At 64.4% G+C, this 23369-nt stretch carries 23 protein-coding genes; 10 read left to right on the plus strand and 13 right to left on the minus strand.

The window, feature by feature from the left end; all coding sequences use genetic code 11:
• Window positions 1-10: 10 nt before the first annotated feature.
• From AC1VVK_RS00925 to ettA, 3 genes are all read right to left on the minus strand, one after another.
• On the minus strand, window positions 11-676 hold the full coding sequence (locus tag AC1VVK_RS00925) for a prolyl hydroxylase family protein (protein ID WP_482904013.1): 666 nt from the start codon (window positions 674-676) through the stop codon (window positions 11-13).
• Window positions 677-770: 94 nt separating this feature from the next.
• On the minus strand, window positions 771-1793 hold the full coding sequence (locus tag AC1VVK_RS00930; protein WP_482904014.1) for an RcnB family protein: 1023 nt from the start codon (window positions 1791-1793) through the stop codon (window positions 771-773).
• A gap of 199 nt (window positions 1794-1992) precedes the next feature.
• Complete coding sequence (gene ettA, locus AC1VVK_RS00935) at window positions 1993-3666, minus strand: energy-dependent translational throttle protein EttA (protein ID WP_482904015.1); 1674 nt, start codon at window positions 3664-3666, stop codon at window positions 1993-1995.
• 285 nt (window positions 3667-3951) lie between these two features.
• On the opposite strand from ettA, the gene AC1VVK_RS00940 reads away from it, so the two are divergent.
• Window positions 3952-5322 carry a M20/M25/M40 family metallo-hydrolase gene (locus tag AC1VVK_RS00940; protein WP_482904016.1) on the plus strand — a complete coding sequence of 457 codons (1371 nt, stop codon included), beginning with the start codon at window positions 3952-3954 and terminating at the stop codon, window positions 5320-5322.
• 54 nt (window positions 5323-5376) lie between these two features.
• On the opposite strand, the gene AC1VVK_RS00945 is transcribed toward AC1VVK_RS00940, so the two are convergent.
• From AC1VVK_RS00945 to AC1VVK_RS00955, 3 genes are all read right to left on the minus strand, one after another.
• The gene (locus AC1VVK_RS00945) at window positions 5377-6255 is read right to left on the minus strand and encodes an HpcH/HpaI aldolase/citrate lyase family protein (protein WP_482904017.1); all 879 of its coding nucleotides are present in this window, start codon (window positions 6253-6255) and stop codon (window positions 5377-5379) included.
• A gap of 385 nt (window positions 6256-6640) precedes the next feature.
• Complete coding sequence (locus AC1VVK_RS00950) at window positions 6641-7531, minus strand: SDR family NAD(P)-dependent oxidoreductase (protein ID WP_482904018.1); 891 nt, start codon at window positions 7529-7531, stop codon at window positions 6641-6643.
• A 27-nt stretch (window positions 7532-7558) separates the two neighbouring features.
• On the minus strand, window positions 7559-8293 hold the full coding sequence (locus AC1VVK_RS00955; protein ID WP_482904019.1) for a TetR/AcrR family transcriptional regulator: 735 nt from the start codon (window positions 8291-8293) through the stop codon (window positions 7559-7561).
• Between the two features lie 74 nt (window positions 8294-8367).
• On the opposite strand from AC1VVK_RS00955, the gene AC1VVK_RS00960 reads away from it, so the two are divergent.
• The 8 genes from AC1VVK_RS00960 to AC1VVK_RS00995 all read left to right on the plus strand — a co-directional run bounded on the left by AC1VVK_RS00960 (window position 8368) and on the right by AC1VVK_RS00995 (window position 16711).
• Window positions 8368-9717: a hypothetical protein gene (locus tag AC1VVK_RS00960; protein WP_482904020.1), complete on the plus strand. Its 1350-nt coding sequence runs from the start codon at window positions 8368-8370 to the stop codon at window positions 9715-9717.
• Window positions 9714-11135 carry an acyl-CoA reductase gene (locus AC1VVK_RS00965; protein ID WP_482904021.1) on the plus strand — a complete coding sequence of 474 codons (1422 nt, stop codon included), beginning with the start codon at window positions 9714-9716 and terminating at the stop codon, window positions 11133-11135. Before AC1VVK_RS00960 ends, AC1VVK_RS00965 begins: the two co-directional genes overlap by 4 nt.
• Window positions 11136-11245: 110 nt before the next feature.
• On the plus strand, window positions 11246-12142 hold the full coding sequence (locus AC1VVK_RS00970) for an acid phosphatase (RefSeq protein WP_482904022.1): 897 nt from the start codon (window positions 11246-11248) through the stop codon (window positions 12140-12142).
• A gap of 106 nt (window positions 12143-12248) precedes the next feature.
• Entirely contained in the window at window positions 12249-12479 is a 231-nt protein-coding gene (locus AC1VVK_RS00975; RefSeq protein ID WP_132385242.1) for a biotin/lipoyl-containing protein, read from the plus strand.
• A 78-nt stretch (window positions 12480-12557) separates the two neighbouring features.
• A complete protein-coding gene (locus AC1VVK_RS00980) occupies window positions 12558-13100 on the plus strand; it encodes a peroxiredoxin (protein WP_482904023.1) in 543 nt (180 codons plus the stop codon).
• 177 nt (window positions 13101-13277) lie between these two features.
• Window positions 13278-14405, plus strand: a complete 1128-nt coding sequence (gene prfB / locus AC1VVK_RS00985; protein ID WP_132385244.1) for a peptide chain release factor 2 — start codon at window positions 13278-13280, stop codon at window positions 14403-14405.
• A 72-nt stretch (window positions 14406-14477) separates the two neighbouring features.
• Window positions 14478-15233, plus strand: coding sequence for a class I SAM-dependent methyltransferase (locus AC1VVK_RS00990; RefSeq protein ID WP_132385245.1), 756 nt, complete (start codon window positions 14478-14480; stop codon window positions 15231-15233).
• Between the two features lie 71 nt (window positions 15234-15304).
• Window positions 15305-16711: an NAD(P)H-dependent flavin oxidoreductase gene (locus tag AC1VVK_RS00995; RefSeq protein WP_482904024.1), complete on the plus strand. Its 1407-nt coding sequence runs from the start codon at window positions 15305-15307 to the stop codon at window positions 16709-16711.
• Window positions 16712-16781: 70 nt separating this feature from the next.
• Here AC1VVK_RS00995 and AC1VVK_RS01000 read toward each other — a convergent pair whose 3' ends face one another.
• Window positions 16782-17408 (minus strand): hypothetical protein, encoded by a 627-nt coding sequence (locus AC1VVK_RS01000; RefSeq protein WP_482904025.1) that lies wholly within the window; start codon window positions 17406-17408, stop codon window positions 16782-16784.
• Window positions 17409-17470: 62 nt separating this feature from the next.
• On the opposite strand from AC1VVK_RS01000, the gene AC1VVK_RS01005 reads away from it, so the two are divergent.
• Window positions 17471-17854, plus strand: a complete 384-nt coding sequence (locus AC1VVK_RS01005; protein WP_482904026.1) for a VOC family protein — start codon at window positions 17471-17473, stop codon at window positions 17852-17854.
• Between the two features lie 50 nt (window positions 17855-17904).
• Here the strand turns inward: AC1VVK_RS01005 and leuA are convergent, their stop codons facing one another.
• The 6 genes from leuA to ilvN form a co-directional block, all read right to left on the minus strand.
• A complete protein-coding gene (gene leuA / locus AC1VVK_RS01010; protein WP_482904027.1) occupies window positions 17905-19578 on the minus strand; it encodes a 2-isopropylmalate synthase in 1674 nt (557 codons plus the stop codon).
• 270 nt (window positions 19579-19848) lie between these two features.
• Window positions 19849-20466: a TMEM175 family protein gene (locus AC1VVK_RS01015; RefSeq protein WP_482904028.1), complete on the minus strand. Its 618-nt coding sequence runs from the start codon at window positions 20464-20466 to the stop codon at window positions 19849-19851.
• Between the two features lie 59 nt (window positions 20467-20525).
• The gene (locus AC1VVK_RS01020; RefSeq protein ID WP_243652356.1) at window positions 20526-20870 is read right to left on the minus strand and encodes an I78 family peptidase inhibitor; all 345 of its coding nucleotides are present in this window, start codon (window positions 20868-20870) and stop codon (window positions 20526-20528) included.
• Window positions 20871-20955: 85 nt separating this feature from the next.
• The gene (locus tag AC1VVK_RS01025; RefSeq protein ID WP_482904029.1) at window positions 20956-21603 is read right to left on the minus strand and encodes a YceI family protein; all 648 of its coding nucleotides are present in this window, start codon (window positions 21601-21603) and stop codon (window positions 20956-20958) included.
• Between the two features lie 98 nt (window positions 21604-21701).
• Window positions 21702-22721 (minus strand): ketol-acid reductoisomerase, encoded by a 1020-nt coding sequence (gene ilvC / locus AC1VVK_RS01030; RefSeq protein WP_132385251.1) that lies wholly within the window; start codon window positions 22719-22721, stop codon window positions 21702-21704.
• Between the two features lie 104 nt (window positions 22722-22825).
• Entirely contained in the window at window positions 22826-23344 is a 519-nt protein-coding gene (ilvN, locus tag AC1VVK_RS01035) for an acetolactate synthase small subunit (protein ID WP_132385252.1), read from the minus strand.
• Window positions 23345-23369 lie beyond the last annotated feature (25 nt).

Genomic DNA, 23369 nt, shown 5'->3' on the forward strand with positions numbered 1-23369 from the left:
CCACCCGCGCTTATTGCCAGCGGCGTGCGCGGTACCATTTGGTGACGACGTACTTCACGCCGCGCTCCACCGGGCGGGCGGCATGCAGCGTCCACGGATTGGGTGAGCCGTCCGGACAGGCATTGTTCCAGAGCAGCAGCGTGCCGGGCTGGGGCGTGACGCGCAGGCCAAGCTTGGTGAAATCGGTATAGCCGCCCAATTCCACCGTGTTGAGGTAGACCATCGCCGTCCAGCTGCGCTGGCCGCCATTGCCATTCTCATGCGGCCAGTAGTCGGCATCGGTATCGAACCAATCGCAATGTTCGTGATAATATTCGCCGCAGAGATAGCGCTGGCCCTGCGCGCATTCGCTGCGGGCGGTATCCAGTCCGGTAAGGCGGCTCAGGTTGCGCTCCAGCGTGCGGATCGTGGGATCGGCGGGATCGATGTCGCCCGAATAGCTGGTGCGGTATCCCTCCCAGTCTTCCTCCTCGACAAGGCGGGAGGGGCAGGCGACCGCGTCGATCAGCGATGTGAGCCGGCGGCAGGCATCGGCGGAGATGAAGTCCACCACGGTGTAGATCTCCGCGCCTTCGATGACGGCGCGGTGTGCCGAGGGTACCCGCGCCAGCCGGTCGCGCACGCCGGCACCGATCCGGGCCAGCGCCTCGCAGTCAGGATGGTTTTCTCCCCTCATCGCAAGGGAGACTAACCCAGTTGCGGGCAAGATCAATCGCTTGCTTCGCATATAGGAAAATGGCCCCGAAGCGGGTGCTTCGGGGCCATTCGTTTCAGTAGAAGAAATCGTAGATCACATCGACCACCTGGCCGGTGTAGACGTCCACCAGCACCACGTCGTCATAGTAGCGTACCCAGCGATAGGGGCCGTAGACCGGCGGGAGGCGGTACATCCACGGATCGTCGAGCCAGTACGAGCTGCCGTAGAACAGCGAGCCCAGCGTGAACCCGATGCCGATGCGCCGATAGGCGTAGCCGCGATAGGGCGCATAGTAGGGCCGTCCGCGATAGATATCGCTGTGGGCGCTGCGGTAGTCGCGCCAGTCGTAACGCTGGTCGCGGCGCCAGTTGTCGCGGTCCCAGTTGCGATTTCCGCCGTTGTTGCGGTTGTCCCAGCGATGATCGTCGTTGCGATTATCGTTGCGGTTGTTGTTCCAGTGCGGATCGCGCTGGTCGTTGCGGTACGAGGGGCTCTTCCAGGCGCTGGTCCGATCCGGTCCGCGATCGGAAACGGCGCCCGGACCACCCGGGACACCGCCTGGAACGGGGCGAACCTGTGCCGGTCCACCGGGGCGATCATCGCGGCCCTGTGCCCAGTTGGGTGCGCGGTTGCCTTGCGGAGGACGCGGGTCGTCGCGCTGCATCGGCGGGCGGCCCTGCTGGGCGAAGTTCGGTGCCTGCTGGCCCTGAAGGCGCGCGCCCGGATTCCAGAAGGGCACGTGGCCCGGCTGGCGATCATTCTGCTGCGGGCGAGCCTGTGCCTGCACGGGCGGGCGGCCCTGCATCTGCATCTGCGGACGCGGTTGGCCCTGCGGCTGAGCCTGCGGCGCCTGCATCTGCGGACGCGACGGACCCTGCTGCACGGCGCCCCGGTTGGCAAAACCGCCACCGTTGCGGCCGCCGCCACCGTCACCGCCGTGATTGCGGGCTTGATTGTCACCGCGGGCGTTAGCCGCGCGTTGGTCGTCTCGGGCCATGGCGGGCGCCGAAAGGGCCGTCACTGCCACCGCCATGGCACCAGCAGCACCCACGCCCTTGAGGAACTTCGCCTTCAATGTCGTACCCTTCGTAATCATTTCCGGTCTCCAAACCGGACTTGCCGCACCCTCTCGCGGCTTATCCTAAGACACTGGATACAGGGGAGGGGCTGTCGCATCCGTGAACCGGGCGGTTGCCGTTCATTCATAATTGCATCAACGAAAATGAACAGGCCGCCGCCCCGGTTTCCCGGAACGGCGGCCCGTGCGGTCCGCGAGGAGCGCTCCGATCAGAGCGTCAGCGCGTCAGCTTCTTGTAAGCCAGACGGGTCGGACGGTCGGCCGCATCGCCAAGGCGGCGGCGCTTGTCTTCTTCGTAGGCTTCGAAGTTGCCTTCGAACCATTCGACATGGCTGTCACCCTCGAAGGCGAGGATGTGCGTGGCCAGACGGTCAAGGAAGAAACGGTCGTGGCTGATGACCACGGCGCAGCCCGCGAAGTTTTCGATGGCTTCTTCCAGAGCGCCCAGCGTTTCCACGTCGAGGTCGTTGGTCGGTTCGTCGAGCAGCAGGACGTTGCCGCCAAGCTTCAGCATCTTGGCCATGTGCACGCGGTTGCGTTCACCGCCCGAGAGCTTGCCGACGTTCTTCTGCTGGTCGGCGCCCTTGAAGTTGAACGCGCCGACATAGGCGCGGGTCGACATCTCGTGCTTGTTGACGGTCATGTAGTCATGACCCTCCGAGATTTCTTCCCAGACGTTCTTCTTCGGATCGAGGTGATCGCGGCTCTGGTCCACGAAGCCGAGGTGCACGGTGGAGCCGATTTCGATCGAGCCGGTGTCAGGCGTTTCCTTGCCGGTGAGCAGCTTGAACAGCGTCGACTTACCCGCGCCGTTCGGGCCGATCACGCCGACGATGCCGCCCGGCGGCAGGATGAACGAGAGGTTCTCGAACAGCAGCTTGTCGCCGTAGGCCTTGGAGATGTCCTTGACCTCGATGACCTTGCCGCCAAGACGCTCGGGGACCTGGATGACGATCTGGGCCTTGCCGGGCTTGCGGCCGGCCTGGGCGTCCTGAAGCTGCTCGAACTTGCGGATACGCGCCTTCGACTTGGTCTGGCGGGCGGCGGGCGTCTGCCGCATCCATTCCAGCTCGTCCTTGAGCGCCTTCTGGCGGCCGGATTCCTCACGGTCCTCCTGCTCCATGCGCTTGGCCTTCTTCTCGAGGTAGGTCGAGTAGTTGCCTTCGTACGGGAAGTACTTTCCGCGGTCGAGTTCGAGGATCCAGTCCACTACGTGGTCAAGGAAGTAGCGGTCGTGGGTGATCATCAGCACCGCGCCCGCGTATTCCTTCAGGTGGTTTTCCAGCCATTCGACGGATTCGGCGTCAAGGTGGTTGGTCGGTTCGTCGAGCAGCAGGATCGACGGCTTCTGGATCAGCAGGCGCGTCAGCGCGACGCGGCGCTTTTCACCGCCCGAGAGCTTGTCCACCGGCCAGTCGCCCGGCGGGCAGCGCAGCGCTTCCATCGCGATTTCAAGCTGGTTGTCGAGCGTCCAGCCGTCGACAGCGTCGATCTTGTCCTGCAGCTCGCTCATCTCGGCGCCGAGTGCTTCGAAATCGGCGTCTTCCTCGCCCATTTCCATGCCGATCGCGTTGAAGCGATCGACCATGTCGGCCGTTGCGCGCGCGCCGTCCTTGACGTTCTCAAGCACGGTCTTGCTGGGATCGAGTTCCGGCTCCTGCTCAAGGTAGCCGACGGTGATGTTCTCACCGGCCCAGGCTTCGCCCGTGTAATCGGTGTCGATGCCGGCCATGATCTTGATCAGGGTCGACTTACCGACGCCGTTCGGACCGACGATGCCGATCTTGGCACCCTGGTAGAACTGGAGGTTGATGTCGGAGAGCACCGGCTTCGGAGCGCCGGTGAAGGTCTTGGTCATGCCCTTCATGACGAAGGCGTATTGGGCAGCCATCGGTTTCCTCTGGAATAGGATCTGGGTCTGGAAATTGGGGTTCGCTCTACAGGGGCGCGGCCCCCTTGCCAAGGCCGCCTCCATAAGTGGGGCCTGTATGGCTTCGTGCGTGGTATCGATGTTGGAGATTGTGTCGATGGGGGCGATTTTCAAGGTGGTCCGAAGGGAGGATTCTTCGCGCCATTCGGCCCTGCGGCGAAAGGCGAACGCGCCCCGGCTGGTCCCGTCGTGCATGGCCGAGATGGACCGGTTGGCACGAGCGGTGGAGCGCGTTACGTCTCTGTCATGCAACGCAGATTCTCTCGCGCGGCGCTTCTTGCCGCATCCGCCGCTTCGCTCATCGCAGCGCCCGCTTTCGCCACGCCTCAAGAGGGTTCGGGCACGGCCTGGGACATCGTCGAGGGCCTGACCACGGAGATCGGTCCGCGCCTTGCCGGTTCGGATGCGGAAGGACGCGCGCGCGTCTGGGCCGAGGCGAGGCTCAAGGCATTTGGCTTCCAGAACGTCAAGGTCGAGCGTTTCACTACGCTCGCTTGGACGCGCGGCGAGGAAAAGGCGATGCTGATCGCGCCTTACACGCAGCCGCTGGCAATCGCCGCGCTGGGCATGTCGGTGCCGACTCCGGCGGGCGGGCTCAAGGCCGAGATGGTGTACTTCCCCACGCTTGACGCACTGCGCGCCGCGCCTGACGGCTCGCTCAAGGGCAAGGTTGCCTTCGTGGACCACGCCATGCGCGCGGCGCAGGATGGTTCGGGCTACGGCCCTTATGGCGACGTGCGCCGCAAGGGCCCGGCGCTTGCCTCGCAGAAGGGCGCCGCCGCCATCGTTATCCGCTCGGCCGGAACCGACAACCACCGCAATCCGCATACCGGTACGACCATATTTCCCAAGGGCGTGACGTCGATCCCGGCGGGCGCGGTCTCGAACCCCGATGCCGACCTGATCGCCCGCGTCGCCAAGCGCGGCCAGCCGATGAAGATCGATCTGACGCTGATGGGCAAGCCGTTCCCCAATGCGCCTTCGGGCAATGTGATTGGCGAACTGCCGGGCCGCGATCCTTCGCTGCCGAAGATCGTGCTGGCCTGCCATCTCGATTCCTGGGACCTCGGCACCGGCGCCATCGACAATGCTTCGGGCTGCGCGATCGTGACCGCCGCGGCGCTTGCCGCGCAGAAGGACGGGCAGACCTTGCGCACGATCCGCGTGCTCTGGGCGGGTAACGAGGAAATGGGCCTCAACGACGGTGGCAACGCGGCTTATGTGCGGATGCACGGATCGGAACCGCATGCACTGGCGATGGAAAGCGACTTCGGCGCGGACAAGGTGTGGCAGGTGAAGTTCTCGGTCGCCTCGCAGAACCAGGCGATGATCGACAAGGTCAAGGCGGCGCTCTGGCCGATGGGCATCACCCCCCACGAAGGCGCGGCCGATGGCGGCGAGGACGTGTCCGGCATCATTCAGGCGCAGAAGCTTGCGGTGATCGACCTCGGGCAGGACGGCACCCATTACTTCGACCTGCACCACACGCCCGACGATACGCTGGACAAGGTCGATCCGGCCGCGCTTCAGCAGAATGTCGATGCCTGGACGGCCGTGCTCAAGGTGATCGCCAACGAGCCCGGCGAGATCGCCAAGGTTCCGGCGCACTCTGAATGAGCCGGATGATCTGAATTGGGGGAAGGGGCGGGAGATTTTCCGCCCCTTTTCCTATCAGCCTGCCGCTGCGATCCGTTCGGCGACGGCAATCAGGCGCTGCGCCTGATCGAGGTGCAGCAGTTCGGTCATCTTGCCATCGACGCGAATGGCGCCCTTGCCCTGGTTTTCGGGCAGGGCGAAAGCCTCGATCACGTTGTGGGCCCATGCCAGATCGGCCTCGCCGGGCGAGAACACCGTGTTGCAGGGCTCGACTTGCGCGGGGTGGATCAGGCTCTTGCCGTCGAAGCCGAACATCAGGCCCTGACGCGCCTCGGCCTCGAAAGCGTCGAGGTCGCGGAACTCGTTGCAGACACCGTCGAGAATGGCGACGCCATGCGCGCGGGCGGCGGCGACCGCCATCGAAAGGAACGGCAGGAACGGCGTGCGGCACGGCGTAAGCTGCGCGCGCATTTCCTTGGCGAGATCGTTGGTGCCCATGATCCAGAGCGATAGCCGCGTCGTTTCGGCCATGGCGGCGATGGCGGGCAGGTTGCCCACGCTCGCGCATGTCTCGATCATGGTCCAGAGCTGCATGGCGGGCGCGGCACCGGCCAGCGCGGCGTTGTAGCGGGCGATGTCTTCGGGGTTGTTCACCTTGGGAACGAGCACGGCGTCGGCCTGCGATCCGGCAATGGCGGCAAGGTCTGCCGCGCCCCATTCGGTATCCAGCCCGTTGGCACGAATCACCACTTCGCGGTGGCCGAATCCGCCTTCCGCCACGGCACGTATCGCCGTTTCGCGCGCGGCATCTTTCGCCTCGGGCGCAACGGCATCCTCAAGGTCCAGAATCACCACGTCGCAGGGCAGGGTGCGGGCCTTGGCGATGGCGCGTTCGTTGGATGCCGGGAGGTAAAGCGCGCTGCGGCGCGGGCGGTCATTGGGGGTAGCGGTCATCCTGTCGGGCTCCTCGGCGGGGGAAGTTCAATGCGTTGGAGAGGGCGCCCGGGTCAAGCGGAGCACCGCGATGCCCGGGCGATACATGACCGGCCCTTGCGGGGTAATCATGGTTGCTAACCCGTTACCCGCCAGATGAGGGCTTATGCATTGGCCTAAAGTCCAGATGTAATCGATTGTTCGGGGGGCTATACTTGCCCTTGTCGTCAGCGATCGTTTTCAGCCTCGGCGGTCGCGAAAGGGCGGGTTCCCCTTCCCGCCGAAACGATACGATAAAATTGAGGGTCGCAACTCGCCGCCCCGTGATCGCGCCGAAGCCGATGCCGCCAATGGCATGGGCGAATGGCGCGGACGCGGGGCGGCAACCTTCCGGGGCTACCTCAGGTCAATTCGAGGTTACGAGAATGCGATCGAGCATCCGTTCGCTTTCGCTCCAGAGCTTCCGGGCGGCTTCGTCATCGAGCGCCTGCGCCGCCGGCTCTTCTTCCTTCAGGTCATGGAAATAGCGGCCGCCCATTCCGCCCAGTTCCTGCGCCGTCGCCAGCCAGACGATCGTGCGCGCGGGCTGCTCGGGCGGCACGCTGTCGTTGTTCGCCATCCAGGCCTGCATCTGCGCATCGCCGTGGCTGGCAAAGTTGGAGGCAACGCGCCCCGGGTGCATGGCGAGCGAGACCATGCCCTTGTCTCGCACCCGCCGGTCCAGCTCGCGGGCGAACAGCAGGTTGGCAAGCTTGGCCTGGCAGTAGGCGGCGCTGGTGTTGAAAGCGGCATCCATATTGAGATCGTACCAGCGCATCTCCTGGCACCCGGCATGCCCGGAAGAGGACACTGCGATGACCCGGACCAGCCCGGGCGCGCTGTCTCCGGCCGCGCGTTCCAACAGCGGCATCAACGCGCGCGTGAGCAGGAAGGGCGCAAGGTGATTGGCGGCGAATGTCGCCTCCAGCCCCTCTGAGGTGCGGTACTGGCCGTCGCGCACGCCGCCGGCGTTGTTGACGAGCACATCGACCCGGTCGGTCAGTTCGCCGATCTGGCGGGCGACCGAGAGAACGTCGCGCATTTCGGTGAAATCGCCGCGCAGGAAGTCCACCCGTCCGCCGTTTGCGGCCCCGGCGGCCAGTTCCCGGGCCGCTTCTTCGCAGCGCACCTCGTCGCGGCCGGTGCCGATGACGTGCCAGCCCATGCGCGCGAAGGCCTGCGCGCTCGCTTTGCCGATGCCCGCGCTGGCGCCGGTGATGACGACGCATCGCTGGCGTGATTGTGCCGTTTCGCCCATCTGCTTACTCTCCCATTTTGTTCGGTATCAGCGCGGTTCCGCGCCCTTGAGGAATAGCCGCACCGCGAAGTCGACCCGGCTGCGCACATCCGTCTCGCTGAGCGCGTTGCCCGAGACGAGGAAGCGCACCGGGCCGCTCACCACCATGCTCATGAAGACATTCGCTGCCAGCATCGGGTCTTCGACCGCCAGCCGTCCGGCCACGGTTTCGTCGGCCAGGATCGCGGCCAGGAACGTCACTGTCGGCAGCGCGGCGATGTCGTAATAGGTCTGGAAGATATCCGGGAAGCGGTAGGCCTCGGTATTGATGAGGCGCTGCATCTTCAGGCCTTCCTCGGTTCCGGCGAGTTCGATGCGCAGCAGGGCGATGTTGACCAGCGTGGCTTCGAGATCGGCCGTCCGCGTTCCCGCGATCCGCTCGGGGCTCGCGGCGCGGCGCTCTGTCCCCCGGCGCAGGGCGGCGCGGAAGAGGGCGGCTTTCTCCGGATAGCGCGCATAGACGGTGCGCTTCGTCATCGAGACTTCGGCGGCGATCGCCTCGATGGTGGTCGGCTCGTAACCCTTTTCCAGAAAATTCTCGAACGCGCAGTCCAGCAACTGCTTGTGCCGGGCCTGCGCCTGTTCGCGCGTCGGCCGACCAGCGCGCACGCTGGCGGGAGCGGAAGGGGTGGCGGTTTCGATTACGTCGGCAGGCTCGTTCATCGCGCCATAGGAACCGATCTCGCTTGCCCTGCCAAGAGAATCGTGAATAATGATACGCACAAGTTGCCATTAATCGAGTCGAGGCCGGGCGTCCAGCCGCGACCTCTGGCCGACAGGGAATTGGGAGAGAACGAATGGGTGAAGCCGCCGACAAGCTCATGGCGCTGGTCGCCGATCCGCAGCGTTTCAGTTTCAGCGCGGATGAACTGCGCGAAACGCAGGTCGCCGCGCTCGACGAGCGTTTTCAGGAACGCAAGGACCGCATCAAGCTGCTGAGCCTGCGTGCCCGTGACGCCGGGATCGACAAGATCGCTTCTGTCGCGGACATGGTGCCGCTGCTGTTTCCGCATACCGCCTACAAGTCCTATCCTGAGAGCTTCCTTATGGAAGAACGCTGGGACAAGCTGACCAAGTGGCTCGGCACGATCTCGCCCTATCCGATCGAAGGGCTGGACCTCGAAGGCGTCGAAGGTATCGATGACTGGATCGAGCGGTTGGCGGCACTCGGTCATTTCATCTCCTGCTCCAGCGGCACCACCGGCAAGTCGGCCATGCTGATCGCCTCGCAGAAGGACATGGACTGGTCGAAGATCGATACGGTCAATGTCTTCGCCTGGGGCTCTGGTGTGGTTCCGGCGCAGGACCGCGTGATCGTTGGCTGCGCTCCGGTCGCCACTGTGCCCAAAAACGCCACGATTGCGCAGGCGCAGTACGAGGCCTTTGCCGATCCTTCGGCGCCGCGCTGGCACTATCCCGTGCCGCCGATCACCGTGGGTTCGCTCACTTCGATGGTGGTCATGCGCAAGAAGATTGCCGAGGGCACCGCGCGTCCGGACGAGATCGCCGCTTTCGAGGAAACCTCGGCCGCGCGCGCCAAGGCCGTGGCCGATGCGATCCCGGCGACGGCGCAGTTCATCATCGAGAACCGCCATCGCAAGCTTCAGCTTTCGGGCCTCTGGAGCGGATTGTGGCAGGTCGCGAAGGCCGTGCGTGATGCGGGGTATGGCCGCGCCGATTTCGATCCGGACAACTCGATCTATGTCGGTGGCGGGCTCAAGCGCGCGCAACTTCCTGAGGATTATCAGGAGTATGTGTTCGATACCTTCAACATTCCGGAAGATCGCCACTTCCAGAACTATTCGATGCAGGAGCTGAACTCCGGCATGCCCAAGTGCCGCGAGGGCGGGCGTTATCATGTGCCGCCGTGGATCGTGCCGGTGCTGCTCGACAAGTCGGGCGACAATGCTTTGGATCACACTTCAGGTGAAATGGAAGGTCGCGCTGCCTTCTTCGATCTCTCGCTCGACGGGCGCTGGGGCGGCGTGATTACGGGCGACAAGATCTCGCTCGATTACAGCCCCTGCAAGTGCGGGAACCACGGTCCTTCGATCCGCGACAACATCGTGCGCTACGCGGATCTGGAAGGTGACGACAAGATCGGCTGTGCAGGCACGGTCGATGCTTATGTGCGAGGTGTGGCATGAACTCTCTGACACAAGAAACTGAAACAGAAGGACTTGTTTCGGGCCCGTTCTTCCTGCGCGGCGAGGTGCTGCACGGCACTGACGTGATCCAGACGTCGCGCGACCTTGGCGTGACCTTCGCGACACCTAAGATACCCTTCGACCGCGCCGTGCCGCCGCGCACCGAAGTGCCGCCGCTGCTTAACGTGCCGCTGGCGGAGATCATCGATTTCCTTGTCGAAACCGGCCAGCGTCTGACCGCTTCCGACAACGATCACATGCAGGAATGCATCGAGCGGATGTGTCGCACGCATATCCTGCCGCGTGCCGTCGTCGAGAACACCGCGCGCCATGCTGCCGCCTATCTCGACAAGCGCGTGCTGATGGCCGAGGTGGAGCAGAACTTCCCCGATCCGCGCGCGCTCGACGAGTGGGTGCCGAAGCAGGACTTCACGGGCCGCAAGAGCTTCGTGCGGGCCTTCGCGCCGCGCCTGATCCATGTGCTGCCGGGCAATTCGCCGGGCGTGGCCGTGAAGTCGGTGGCGCAGGGTTCGATGGTCAAGGGCGTGAACCTGTTCAAAATGAGCAGCGCGGACCCTTTCACTATGGTCGCGATCCTGCGGACCATGGCGGATATCGACGCTAACCATCCGATCGTTCGCTCGATGTCGGCCGTCTACTGGCGCGGCGGCGACGATGCGACCGAGCGCGTGCTCTATCGTCCGCAGTATTTCGACAAGATCGTCGCCTGGGGTGGCGGCGATGCGATTAACAATGTCATCAAGTACTTGGGCCCCGGTTTTCAGCTCGTTTCGTTCGATCCCAAGACCTCGATCTCGATGGTCGGGCGCGAGGGGCTGACCGATGACGCCACCATCGACCGCGTGGCGGACCTTTGCTCCACTGACGTCATGACGTTGAACCAGGAAGCCTGCGTCGCCAGTCGCTTCCAGTTCGTGGAAGGCAGTGAGGAGGAAGTGGACCGTTTCTGCGCCCGCCTGCACCACCACATCGCCCGCCGCGCCGCCGAAAGCGGAGACTTTCGCCCGCTCGATCGCGACATGCGGGAGGCGGTCGATACGATGATGCTGATGGACGACGAATACGGCGTCTGGGGCCGGACCGACGGCAAGGGTCTTGTCATCCGCTCCGAGGAGCCGGTCGATTTCCACCCGATCAACAAGACCGCCAACGTCGTGCGCGTCGATAGCCTTGATGAAGCGGTGAAGTGGATCAATGTCGCCACGCAGACGGTGGGCTTCTATCCCTTCGACCGCATGGCCGACTATCGCGACCGGCTGGCTGCGGGCGGCGCCCAGCGCGTGGTTCATCTGGGCGAGGCAGGCCCGTCGACGATCGGCAATCCGCATGATGCCATGTATCCGCTGCACCGCTTCGTGCACTGGATGGCGCACGAGGACGGGAAGGTGCCGGAATGACCCCATTGCCGGGGCGATAACCGGAAATTGCCTCGTTTTCCCGATGGTCAGATGGCCGGGGCCTGCTACGCGAAGCAGGCCCCAAAGGCCAAGATCAAGGGAGAACGGGAATGAAGGCGACGAAGATCGCAGGCGGCAAGGCCGCAACCGGCAAGATCGTAGCAGGCATAGGCGGAGCGTTCCTGCTCGCCGTCTGCGCGGCGAGTGTCGCATCGAGCGAGCCGCAGGCCGCACCGGCCCCGTCGCTTATCCCTCCGGCGGCAACTTCCGATGCCGATGCCCGGAAAGCGGCCATGGCGGCGATCATGCGCAATGGCAGCTATCTGCCGCGCGGTTCGGCGCCGAACAGCCTGCTGTTCAATCCGCCACCGCCGGCCGCCGGCTCAGCCGCCATGGCGCGCGACGAGGAGGGCGCCCGCGCCGCCATCGCCATGCAGGGAACCCCGCGCTGGGAACAGGCCAAGATCGACGCTGACCTCTTCACGCCCAAGGTAACCGATACGTTCTCTTGTGCGGCGGGCGTCAAGATCGGCGCGGATACTACGCCCAAGCTGCAAGCACTGCTGCTGAAGTCGATGATGGACTTCGGGTTGGCCAGCTACCCGACCAAGAACCGCTATCAGCGGGGCCGGCCGTTCATGGCCAATGGCAAGCCGACCTGCACGCCCGATCAGGAGGCCATTTTGCGCAAGGACGGCTCCTACCCGTCGGGGCATAGTGCCATCGGCTTCGGCGCGGGCCTGATCCTTGCCAGCGTGGTGCCCGAGCGGGCCGCCGAACTGGTCGCGCGTGGTCGTGCCTTCGGGGATAGCCGCCGGATCTGCAACGTCCACTGGCTGAGCGATATCGAGGAAGGGCGCGTGGTTGCCGCCGCCGTTTTCGCACGCCTCAACGCCGAACCGGCCTTTGTCGCCGATCTGGCTGCCGCGCGCGCGGAAGTCGCGGAAAAGCGCACTTCGCTGCCCGTGCCGGACTGCGCGCGCGAAAACGCGGCACTGGCGATGTAATCGTACCGGCGAAACCTGCGTTCGCCCGTGCTCTTGGTCCTATGCCGGAGCGCGGGCGCGCGATAGGCAACCTTTCAAAGACATTCGTAAAGGATTGGGACTGACCATGGCCGTTGAAATTCTCCTCCCCAAGATCGGCTTCTCGATGCAGGAGGGCCAGGTCGCCGAATGGCTGGCCAAGGACGGCGATCAGGTGTCCGAAGGCCAGCCGCTGTTCTCGCTTGAGGCGGACAAGTCGACCAACGAGGTTGAGGCGCCTGCTTCGGGCACGCTGAAGATCGTCGCTTCGGTGGGCGAGACTTACGAGGTTGGCACCGTTCTCGGTTATATCGAGTAACGGCCTGTTATCGCGGTCGATTATGGCGGGTGTGAAGGGGGCTGGACAGGTTCCCTTCATGGGTTCAGATTGCGTTTCATGCGCAAGACCCTACCCGCCATCGCCGCCGTTCTGGCTCTCACTTTTTCCGCCGTTGCGGCCGATGCGGCACTGCCGGTCGGCGCCAAGGCCCCCGCGTTTTCGACGCAGGGCGCCAAGGGCGGCAAGGTCATGGCCTTCGACCTTAAGGCGGCCCTGAAGAAGGGGCCGGTCGTGCTCTACTTCTACCCCAAGGCTTTCACGCAGGGCTGCACGCTTGAAGCGCATGCCTTTGCCGATGCCACCGACGATTTCGCCAAGCTCGGCGCGACGGTGATCGGCATGTCCAACGACGATCTGCCGACGCTCCAGAAGTTCTCGACCGAGGCTTGCCGCGACAAGTTCGCTGTCGCCGTTGCCACGCCTGACATCATCAAGGCCTACGATGTGGCCCTGAAGCGCGAAGGCGCGCCTGCGGGCATGACCGACCGCACCAGCTATGTGATCGGGCAGGACGGGCGGATCGTGATGGTCCATTCCGATCTCGACTATCGCGATCACGTGAAGCTCACACTTGAAGCGGTGAAGAAGCTCAAGGGCTGAAGATCGGCAGGTGTTGCGCGGGGTGAGAGTCTCGGCGTGGCGCCGATCACTCCAGCCTTGAACAGTACCCCCATCAGCGAGTAATAGCGCCGCTTCCCGCGCCGACGGCGTTGCGCGCGCTTTACTTATGTCGCCGCTGCGCTATGCGCGGCGTTCGTTTCTTGGGAGTTTCATGTCATGCGTGCCGAAGGGCAGGCCCACATTGCGCGTATCGAGAAGGCCCTCGCGCTGGTCCGCAAGTTCCTCGACTGGGACCGCGCCCTGCGCCGGTTTGCCGAGTTGAACGCACGCGTCGAGGATCCCACCCTGTGGGACAAGCCCAAGGAAGCCGAAGCGGTGATGAAGGAACGTCGCCGCCTCGAAGCCTCTATCGGTGCCGTGAACGACATCAGCCGCGAGATGCAGGACGCCATCGAATTCGTCGAACTCGGCGAAATGGAAGATGACGAGGATACCATCAACGAGGGTATCGCGACGCTTGCCGCGCTGGCCGAACGTGCCGATCAGGACAAGGTCACCGCGCTCCTTTCGGGCGAGGCCGACAGCAACGATACCTATCTCGAAGTCCATGCCGGTGCCGGCGGTACCGAGAGCCAGGACTGGGCCGAGATGCTCCAGCGCATGTACACGCGCTGGGCCGAGCGTCACGGCTACAAGGTCGAGCTGGTGGACTATCACGCCGGTGAAGCCGCGGGCATCAAGAGTTGCACGCTGCTGATCAAGGGCGAGAACGCCTATGGCTATGCCAAGACCGAGAGCGGCGTCCACCGTCTGGTCCGCATCAGCCCTTACGATAGCTCGGCACGCCGTCACACCAGCTTCTCGTCGGTCTGGGTCTACCCGGTGATCGACGACAGCTTCGAGATCGACATCAATCCGGCCGATCTGAAGATCGATACCTATCGCGCTTCGGGTGCCGGCGGTCAGCACGTCAACACCACGGACTCGGCGGTGCGTATCACCCACGCGCCTTCGGGCATCGTCGTGGCGAGCCAGATCGACCGTTCGCAGCACAAGAACCGCGAAATCGCGATGGGCATGCTGAAGGCGCGCCTGTTCGAGGAAGAAATGCGCAAGCGTGAAGAGGCCGCCAGCGCCGAACACGCAAGCAAGAGCGATATCGGCTGGGGCCACCAGATCCGTTCCTACGTTCTCCAGCCCTATCAGCAGGTGAAGGACCTGCGCACCGGCGTCGTCTCGACTGCGCCGGGTGACGTGCTCGATGGCGCGCTCGACCCCTTCATGGCCGCCGCGCTCTCGCAGCGCGTGACGGGCGAGAAGGTTGAGGTCGAGGACGTCGACTGATCTGCGGCGGTTTCGGCCAGCGCTTTCGGCAGACCGTTTTGCCAAGCGCGGGCCGAACCGCTAAAGGGCCGCATGCGCTTGCCCCGCTTCATTTCCGGTCGAACCGCGACGCTGGCCCTTCTGCTGGCTGTCGGCGCTTGCCACCAGAAGACGCCTGACGACGGGCGCCCCGAAAGCGTGCGCGCTTTCCCGGTGGCGGACCGTCCGGTCAGCAAGGCAAGCGACACCGATTCCTCCACCGAAATCCAGCGCGATTCCCTCCATGAGGCGGAAGTCGTGATGGATCTTGCCCGTATCGAGCCGGGCATGACCGTGGCCGATATCGGCGCGGGCGAGGGCTATTACACGGTGCGCCTCGCCAAGCGCGTGGGGGCAAAGGGCAGGGTGCTGGCCGAGGATATCGACCACGCCGCGAACGAGCGTCTGGGCACCCGCGTGATACGCGAGCAGCTCGACAACGTCTCGATCAAGCTGGGGCAGCCCGACAATCCGAGCCTGCCGGAAAACAGCTTCGACCGCATCTTCCTCGTGCATGTCTATCACGAGGTGAGCGAGCCTTATGCGTTCCTCTGGAACTTGCGCCCGGCGTTGCGGCCGAACGGACGCGTCATCGTGGTCGAGGCGGACCGGGCGAGCGATCGCCATGGCATTCCGCCGCAGTTGCTTTTCTGCGAATTTGGTGCGTTGGGCTTCCGCTTGACCGAATTTGTTCGTAAGCCGGAACTTCAAGGGTATCTCGCACAGTTCGAGGCTGTGGGAGCGCGGCCGGAGCCCGAAAATATCGTGCCGTGCCGGCTCTCCGGCAAAACCGCGACGCAAAACAGGTGAGCGTCAGTAACACAGGGCGTATAAGGCAGGTCTGATCGACCCGCCGCGCCGGGGGAAAGTTGAAAGAGAAGATGGGTTTCAAGGGTCTCAAGCCGATTGTTTATGGTGGACGCGAAGTCTGGCCGCTCGTTGAGGGCGGCAAGGGCGTTGCCGCGACCAATCACATGAGCTCGGGCGCCTGGGCGGCGGCCGGCGGCATCGGCACCGTCAGCGCGGTCAATGCGGACAGCTATGATGCCGAGGGTAAGATCGTTCCCCAGATCTACCGTGCGCTCACCCGCAAGGAACGCCATCAGGAACTGATCGACTACGCCATCGACGGCGCTGTCGAACAGGTGCAGCGCGCGTACGAGATCTCGAACGGCAACGGCGCGATCAACATCAACGTGCTGTGGGAAATGGGCGGCGCGCAGGCCGTTCTGGAAGGCGTTCTGGAGAAGACGAAGGGCATGGTCACCGGCGTGACCTGCGGCGCGGGCATGCCTTACAAGCTGTCCGAGATCGCGGCCCGCTTCAACGTGAACTACCTGCCGATCGTCAGTTCCGCCCGCGCATTCCGTGCGCTGTGGAAGCGTGCCTATCACAAGGTTTCCGACCTGATGGCGGCGGTGGTCTATGAAGATCCCTGGCTGGCCGGTGGTCACAACGGCCTGTCGAACGCCGAAGACCCGCTCAAGCCGGAGGATCCCTATCCCCGCGTCAAGGCGCTGCGCGAAACCATGCGCGCCGAGGGTATCTCTGATGCCGTGCCGATCGTCATGGCCGGCGGCGTCTGGTTCCTGCGGGACTGGAACGAGTGGATCGACAATCCCGAACTCGGCACGATCGCCTTCCAGTACGGCACGCGCCCGCTGCTGACGCAGGAAAGCCCGATTCCGCAGCAGTGGAAGGACCATTTGCGCACGCTCGAGCCGGGTGATGTGCTGCTTCACCGCTTCTCGCCGACCGGGTTCTATTCCTCGGCCGTCCGCAATCCGTTCCTGCGCAACCTCGAAGCGCGCTCGGAGCGTCAGATTCCCTACTCGAAGGTCGAAGCGGGCGAGCACACCGTGCGGCTCGACGTCGGCGTGAAGGGCAAGAACTTCTGGGTCACGCCGCGCGATCTCGACCGAGCACGCGCTTGGTCGGCACAGGGCTACACCGACGGCCTGCGCACGCCGGACGACACGATCATCTTCGTGAACCCCGCCGAACGCGACGTGATCCGCCAGGATCAGGCCGACTGCATGGGCTGCCTGTCGCACTGCGGTTTCTCCTCGTGGAAGGACCACGACGATTACACCACCGGCCGCCTCGCCGATCCGCGCAGCTTCTGCATCCAGAAGACCTTGCAGGACATCGCCCATGGCGGCCCGATCGACGAGAACCTGATGTTTGCAGGCCACGCCGCCTACAAGTTCAAGCAGGATCCGTTCTACTCGAACGGCTTCACGCCGACCGTGAAGGAACTCGTCGACCGCATCCTGACCGGCGACTGATCGCTATTGGGCAGAATTCAAGAAAAGGGCGGTCCTCGGGCCGCCCTTTTCGTTTGTGCGGGCGGGACGGTCAGCGGTTGTAGACGCGGGTGACGGAAACCGAAAATTGCGGAACCAGCGCGCAGTCCGCGGGCGGCTTGCCGAGCGCGGTATGGTCAAGGCAGTAGGCGGCAGAGGCGAAGTTCGAGGCGATGGCGGCGCGGACGATTCCATTGTCGCGCATGCCGGCATCTCCATTGCCCGAGCCTTTCATCGACGTGGTGATGTCACGCTCGAACAGGATGTGGCCGTTGTCGATCCGCACCAGTCGATAATGCAGCGTCGCCGTGGCCGCGTTGGAGGTTGCGATCCGAAACGGCGTATGGCTCCCGCCCCAGCTGACGATGAGCCGCCCGCGCGCCTTGCCGTCCTTCGGGGCCAGCATGTTCATGCGCTCGAAGCTTTCGCGCAGCCCGGCGTTGATGCTGGACCGCTTGGCGGCAGCTATGAAGTTGAGCGCCGAACTGCCGACGGTCGAGGGAAGGCCCTCGATCTCACCGATCTCGATGCTGTGGTATAGTGGATGCGTCGGCCCCACCGGCTTTGGCGACTCCGGCGCAAAGGGAAGCCCGATTGCCACCAGCGGAATATCTCCCGGCCCGGCCTGCAAAGGCACGGCGGTCAGGGTAAGGGCGGCGGCGATGAACACGTAGCGCATGCCGCGTTTCTGTACGGGCTCTGGTATGGATTGAATTAACGCCGGGCGCGCGGGAGTGTGTGATGAAGCGGTTGTGGACGATCATTGGCGTCGCGGATGTCGCCAGCAGTTTCGCCTGGTACCGGCACTTGCTGGGGCTACCCGAAGCATCGCCCGCCCATGACTGGTTCGGCCAGATCGTGGACCCGGACGGCACCGTGCTGCTGTGCCTCCACCGATGGGGCGATCACGAGCATCCCTCGCTGATCGGGCCAGAACCGTCACCGGGCAACGGTCTGTTGCTGTTCTTCCGTGTCGACGATTTCGAGCAGGCGCTGGAGCGCGCGCGTTCGCTCACGCCGGAACTCGACGAAGAGCCGCATCGCAACCCGGCCACGGGCACGCTGGAATTCGCCTTGCGCGATCCGGACGGTTATCGGGTGATGGTAAGCGCGCTGGAGGCCTGAGCGCCACTCGCGGGAAGCGCAGGGGGCACGAGGCCCCCTGTCGCAAAACGTCAGGGACGCGCGGCGTTGGCGGCGCTGAGCACGGCGCGGACCGAGGCCGTGGCCACGTCCTCGTCGATGCCGACGCCCCAGATCGTGCGGCCATCCGGCGTCACGCATTCGACGTAGGCGGCGGCGCGCGCGTCGGTGCTCTTGCCCATCGAGTGCTCGGCATAGTCGCGCACGTCGAGGGTGACGCCGAAGCTTTCGGCCAGAGTCGCGGTAACCGATGAGATCAGGCCATTGCCGCGACCCGAAACCGTCTGCTCCTTGCCGTCGACGCCGATCTTGCCGGCGAAGACGCGGGTGCCGTCGGCCGCCTTGGCTTCTTCCCAGTCGATCAGAGCGAAGTGCTGCGGATCGTCAAGGCGGTAGGCCTTGCGGAAGACTTCCCAGATGTCAGCGGCTTGCAGTTCGCGGCCCAGTTCGTCGGCCAGTTCCTGCACATGCTTCGAGAAGTGGGCCTGCATGCGCTTGGGCAGCTTGAGGCCCTGATCCTGCTCGATCACCCAGGCGAAACCGCCCTTGCCGGACTGCGAGTTGACGCGGATCACCGCCTCGTAGTCGCGGCCCAGATCGGCCGGATCGATCGGCAGGTAGGGCACGGCCCAGATCTGGTCGTTGCGCTTTTCCTGCGCCGCGAAGCCCTTCTTGATGGCGTCCTGATGGCTGCCCGAGAAGGCGGTGAAGACCAGTTCGCCGCCATAGGGATGGCGCTCGGCAACCTTGAGCTGGTTGCAGTACTCGACGGTCTGGATCACTTCGTCGATGTCCGAGAAGTCCAGCTCGGGATTGACGCCCTGCGTGTACATGTTCAGCGCCACGGTCACGAGGCAGCAGTTGCCGGTGCGCTCGCCATTGCCGAACAGGCAGCCTTCGACGCGGTCAGCGCCGGCCATCAGGCCCAGCTCGGCCGCCGCGACGCCGGTGCCGCGATCGTTATGGGTGTGCAGCGAGATCACCGCCGATTCGCGGTTCGGCAGGTTGCGGCAGAAGTACTCGATCTGGTCGGCATAGACGTTGGGCGTTGCCGCCTCGACCGTCGCCGGCAGGTTGAGGATGATCGGATTTTCCGGCGTCGGCTGGAGGATGTTCATCACCGCTTCGCAGCACTCGATCGAGAAATCGAGTTCGGCGGTGGAGAACGTCTCCGGCGAATATTCGAAGTGCCACTTGGTCTGCGGATACTTGGCGGCCTGATCGCGCAGGATCTTCGCGCCGTTCTCGGCAATGCCGCGGATTTCGTGCGGCTCCATGCCGAAGACGACCGTGCGCCACAGCAGCGAGACCGCGTTGTAGAGGTGGACGATCGCGGCGGGCACGCCTTCCAGGCTCTCGAACGAGCGCGTGATCAGGTCTTCGCGCGACTGGGTCAGGACCTGCACCAGCACGTCTTCGGGAATCCGGTCGTTCTCGACCAAACCGCGAATGAAGTCGAACTCGGTCGCGCCCGCGCTCGGGAAGCCGACCTCGATTTCCTTGATACCCACTTTGACCAGCAGATCGAAGAAGCGGTTCTTCTTCTCCGCGCCCATGGGATCGATCAGCGCCTGATTGCCGTCGCGCAAGTCGGTCGAAAGCCAGCGCGGTGCCTTGGTGATGACCTGCGAAGGCCACTGGCGGTTCGGCAGATCGATCTGCGGGAAGGGGCGGTACTTGACCGAGGGGTCTGTCAACATGGTCATGGGTAATCTCGCTCGGATTTTCGTCTTCGTCGGATAAGGCCGCAATTTCGGCCTGGTCTGGCAGGGTCCCCTTGAGCGCCGAGCGCGCCGCAGGACCGACGCGTCATCTCACGCCCAAGGGCGTGTAAGTCGCAGAATAAGGCCAAGACGAAGGGTCATGTGGGTGCCTATGAGCACTGACCGGCCGCTTGTAAAGCGAAAAGGCATAAAGTCTTGCAGGCGCAGCATTGCCTCGCGCAAGAAACTTGCCCGGCGATAATCTCGGCCCGGTCAGTCCTCGCAGGCGAGGAAGAGTCGGTCCAGCCGGCTCCACGGCAGCATCCAGAACACGGCCACCAGTGCCGCGCAGGCGACGCCGAGCCAGGGCGTGATGAAGCTCAGCGGAATGCCGAGTGCATAGACCGCCGAGGCGGCAAGGCCCTTGCGGCGCGAGGCGCGGTGATAGACCCGGCTTGCCCTGTTGCGCGCACCGGTGGCGGCGACGCGGCCTTGCAGCGTCACGTAGGCGAGTGCGGGGACGAACATCGTCACGAGGTAGATCACCGTCGCCTCGCGGCTGAAATGATGCTCGCCGAGGTAGGCGGTGGAGATGGGGATCAGCGAGAGCGTGAAGAGCAGCAGCATATTGGCCCAGACGAGGCCGCTGGTGATGACGCGGGCATGGCTGAACAGGCGGTGATGGTTCACCCAGTAGATCGCGACATAGGCATAGCTGAGCGCATAGGCGAGGAACACCGGCCAGAGTGGCCAGAATGCCGCCAGTCCCTCGGCCGCGGGCGCCTTCAGTTCGAGCACCATGATGGTGATGATGATGGCGAGGACGCCGTCGGAAAAGGCCTCGACCCGGGCGACGCCGTCCTCGCGCTCGATATCGTCCACGTCGTTCATTCGCCGGTCCTCGTCATTGAGGAACCACCGTGGCGGTGCGCGGGGGGACGATCAAGGGGTCAGGTGCAGTTGAAGCCCTTGATCTTGCCGTCTTCCCCAACCTGGACGTTCAAACGCTCCGGCATGTAGTCCATGGTGACGCCCATGCCGGGCTTGATGACGCGCATCGGCTTGTCGCCCCGGGTTGCGGCGATGGCGGCGATCACTTCGTCGCTGGCGGGCTGGCCGACATAGGAACCGAGCTTGTCGGCGCCGCAATCGGGCTCCATCGAAGGGGGCGGCGCGGGCGGAGGCGCGGCTTCGGCGACTTTCTCCTTGCCGGTGCCGGCACCCGTGCCGGAGCAGGCGGAAAGGGCCAGAAGGCCAGCGGTGAGGGCGGTCATCGTGGTCGATCTGCGGATCATGCCATTCTCCCTTCGCGATTTTACCGGAGAGGAGGATGCACGAAAATGCTTGAACAGTCGATGACAGCCCGCACCTCGCGCGGGGTTACTGCTTCTCGAACGCGGCGTTGATGACCAGCACCGTCTCGTCGGACACCATCGGCACGTACTTGGTGATGCCGAAGTCCGAACGCTTGATCATGGCGCGGGCGAGGAAACCGATCGATTCCTTCTTGCTCATCGGGTTCTGCGCGGCGCCGAAGAAGTGCGCCATGATCGTGATCGGCTTGCTGACGCCGTGGAGCGTGAGCGTGCCGTCGATCGCGGCGTTGTCAGGCCCGCGTGGGGTGACCGAGGTGGCGACGAAGGTCGCTGTGGGGAAGCGGGCGGCGTCGAACCAGTCGGCGCTGACCAGTTCCTGCGAGAGCTTGGCGCTCGTCGTCTGCACCGATGAGATGGGGATGGTGACGCTCAGCTTGGTGGCGCCAAGGTTCTTGGGATCGATCGTCATCGAGCCGCTGGCGCCCGAGAACGTGCCGGCGAAGGGGGAAATACCCAAATGGGCGACGCTGAAGGTGACTTGCGTATGCGCGGGTTCGACCGCGTAAGTGCCGGCCTTCACATCGGCCGGGGTGCCTGCACCGTGAAGCGTCTCCATCCGGCCGCCGGGACCGCCGGGGCCGGGCTGCGCGATGACGGGGGCCGCGAGGGCAGCGGCAAGGGCGAGCGGAACCGCAAAATAGGAAAGACGCATCGGCAACTCCCGTCGGGACAAAGGAAAAGGCGGCGCATTTCTGCGCCGCCTTCGCTTCACCGTCAAACGGGGAATTGCTTAACCGGATTAAATTCCGATCAGTTCTTTTCCTTGTCCACCAGCGCGTTGGCGCCGATCCACGGCATCATCGCGCGCAGCTTCGAACCGGTCTCTTCGATCGGGTGACGCTGGGCGGCCTTGCGCGAAGCCTTCAGCTCGGGCTGGCCGGCGCGGTTGTCGAGCACGAAGTCCTTCACGAAACGGCCCGACTGGATGTCTTCCAGAACGCGCTTCATTTCCTTCTTGGTCTCGTCGGTGATGATGCGCGGACCGGTCTTGATGTCGCCGTATTCGGCGGTGTTCGAGATCGAGTAGCGCATGTTGGCGATGCCGCCTTCATACATCAGGTCGACGATCAGCTTCAGCTCGTGGAGGCATTCGAAGTAGGCCATTTCCGGCGCGTAACCGGCTTCGACCAGCGTTTCGAAACCAGCCTGGACCAGCGCGGTGGCGCCGCCGCAGAGCACGGCCTGCTCACCGAACAGGTCGGTTTCGCATTCCTCGCGGAAGTTGGTTTCGATGATGCCCGAACGACCGCCGCCGACGCCCGAAGCGTAGGCCAGAGCCACGTCCTGCGCGTTGCCGGTCACGTCCTGATGGATCGCGACGAGGCAGGGCACGCCGCCGCCCTTGGTGTATTCGCCGCGGACGGTGTGGCCCGGGCCCTTCGGCGCGATCATGATCACGTCGATGTCGGCGCGGGGCTCGATCAGGCCGAAGTGGACGTTGAGGCCGTGGGCGAAGGCGAGCGCCGCGCCGGGCTTCAGGTTCTCATGGATGTCGGCGGCGTAGATCGCGGCCTGGTGCTCGTCGGGCGCGAGGATCATGAGCACGTCGGCCCATGCGGCGGCGTCCTTGTTCGACAGCACCTTGAAGCCGGCGCCTTCGGCCTTCTTGGCCGAGGCCGAACCTTCGCGGAGCGCGATGGCCACGTTCTTGACGCCCGAATCGCGCAGGTTCTGGGCATGGGCATGGCCCTGGCTGCCGTAACCGAGGATCGCGACCTTCTTGTCCGTGATCAGGTTGATGTCGCAGTCGGCGTCGTAATAGACCTTCATTGTACTACCCTTTCGAGGGCCCGGTGGCGGGGCCGGATGTTGTCTGCGCGCGGGGGCGCGGGGATTTCAGTTTCCGGCCGTGGGGCCGGGAAAATGGCTTTGCGTCAGGCCTCTTCGGCGCCGCGGATCATCGCGACGATGCCGGTGCGGCCGACTTCGACAAGGCCCAGTTCGCGCATAAGCGCCACGAAGCTGTCGATCTTGTCCGGCGCGCCGGTCAGTTCGAAGATGAAGCTGCCGGTGGTGGTGTCCACCGGGCGGGCGCGGAACACGCCGGCGATGCGCAGCGCCTCGACGCGTTTTTCGCCGACGCCCGTCACCTTCACGAGCGCCAGTTCGCGCTGCACGTAAGGACCCACTTCGGTAAGGTCGATCACCTTGTGAACCGGCACCAGCCGTTCGAGCTGGGCACGGATCTGGTCGATCTGGCTCGGCGGACCGTGGGTGACGATGGTGATGCGGCTGAGCGCGTGGTTTTCGGTGATGTCCGCCACGGTCAGGCTGTCGATGTTGTAGCCGCGCGCGGTGAACAGGCCCGCGATCTTCGCGAGAATGCCCGCCTCGTTATCGACCGTAACGGTCAGGACGTGCCGTTCCTCGGCTTCGTGCTGGATGTGCATCATAAGTACTCTCGGATCTCGTGCGGTC

The organism is Novosphingobium sp. BL-S-32, from assembly GCF_056857055.1.

Coding starts and splice junctions, on each gene's coding strand:
- AC1VVK_RS00995 (WP_482904024.1), top strand. CDS start 15,305: ATGGGTTTCAAGGGTCTCAAGCCGATTGTTTATGGTGGACGCGAAGTC.
- AC1VVK_RS00925 (WP_482904013.1), bottom strand. CDS start 676: ATGAGGGGAGAAAACCATCCTGACTGCGAGGCGCTGGCCCGGATCGGT.
- AC1VVK_RS00970 (WP_482904022.1), top strand. CDS start 11,246: ATGAAGGCGACGAAGATCGCAGGCGGCAAGGCCGCAACCGGCAAGATC.
- AC1VVK_RS00930 (WP_482904014.1), bottom strand. CDS start 1,793: ATGATTACGAAGGGTACGACATTGAAGGCGAAGTTCCTCAAGGGCGTG.
- ilvN (WP_132385252.1), bottom strand. CDS start 23,344: ATGATGCACATCCAGCACGAAGCCGAGGAACGGCACGTCCTGACCGTT.
- AC1VVK_RS00965 (WP_482904021.1), top strand. CDS start 9,714: ATGAACTCTCTGACACAAGAAACTGAAACAGAAGGACTTGTTTCGGGC.
- AC1VVK_RS00940 (WP_482904016.1), top strand. CDS start 3,952: ATGCAACGCAGATTCTCTCGCGCGGCGCTTCTTGCCGCATCCGCCGCT.
- AC1VVK_RS01000 (WP_482904025.1), bottom strand. CDS start 17,408: ATGCGCTACGTGTTCATCGCCGCCGCCCTTACCCTGACCGCCGTGCCT.
- AC1VVK_RS01005 (WP_482904026.1), top strand. CDS start 17,471: ATGAAGCGGTTGTGGACGATCATTGGCGTCGCGGATGTCGCCAGCAGT.
- AC1VVK_RS00980 (WP_482904023.1), top strand. CDS start 12,558: ATGCGCAAGACCCTACCCGCCATCGCCGCCGTTCTGGCTCTCACTTTT.
- leuA (WP_482904027.1), bottom strand. CDS start 19,578: ATGACCATGTTGACAGACCCCTCGGTCAAGTACCGCCCCTTCCCGCAG.
- AC1VVK_RS00960 (WP_482904020.1), top strand. CDS start 8,368: ATGGGTGAAGCCGCCGACAAGCTCATGGCGCTGGTCGCCGATCCGCAG.
- AC1VVK_RS00990 (WP_132385245.1), top strand. CDS start 14,478: ATGCGCTTGCCCCGCTTCATTTCCGGTCGAACCGCGACGCTGGCCCTT.
- prfB (WP_132385244.1), top strand. CDS start 13,278: ATGCGTGCCGAAGGGCAGGCCCACATTGCGCGTATCGAGAAGGCCCTC.
- AC1VVK_RS01015 (WP_482904028.1), bottom strand. CDS start 20,466: ATGAACGACGTGGACGATATCGAGCGCGAGGACGGCGTCGCCCGGGTC.
- ilvC (WP_132385251.1), bottom strand. CDS start 22,721: ATGAAGGTCTATTACGACGCCGACTGCGACATCAACCTGATCACGGAC.
- ettA (WP_482904015.1), bottom strand. CDS start 3,666: ATGGCTGCCCAATACGCCTTCGTCATGAAGGGCATGACCAAGACCTTC.
- AC1VVK_RS00945 (WP_482904017.1), bottom strand. CDS start 6,255: ATGACCGCTACCCCCAATGACCGCCCGCGCCGCAGCGCGCTTTACCTC.
- AC1VVK_RS01020 (WP_243652356.1), bottom strand. CDS start 20,870: ATGATCCGCAGATCGACCACGATGACCGCCCTCACCGCTGGCCTTCTG.
- AC1VVK_RS00950 (WP_482904018.1), bottom strand. CDS start 7,531: ATGGGCGAAACGGCACAATCACGCCAGCGATGCGTCGTCATCACCGGC.
- AC1VVK_RS00975 (WP_132385242.1), top strand. CDS start 12,249: ATGGCCGTTGAAATTCTCCTCCCCAAGATCGGCTTCTCGATGCAGGAG.
- AC1VVK_RS01025 (WP_482904029.1), bottom strand. CDS start 21,603: ATGCGTCTTTCCTATTTTGCGGTTCCGCTCGCCCTTGCCGCTGCCCTC.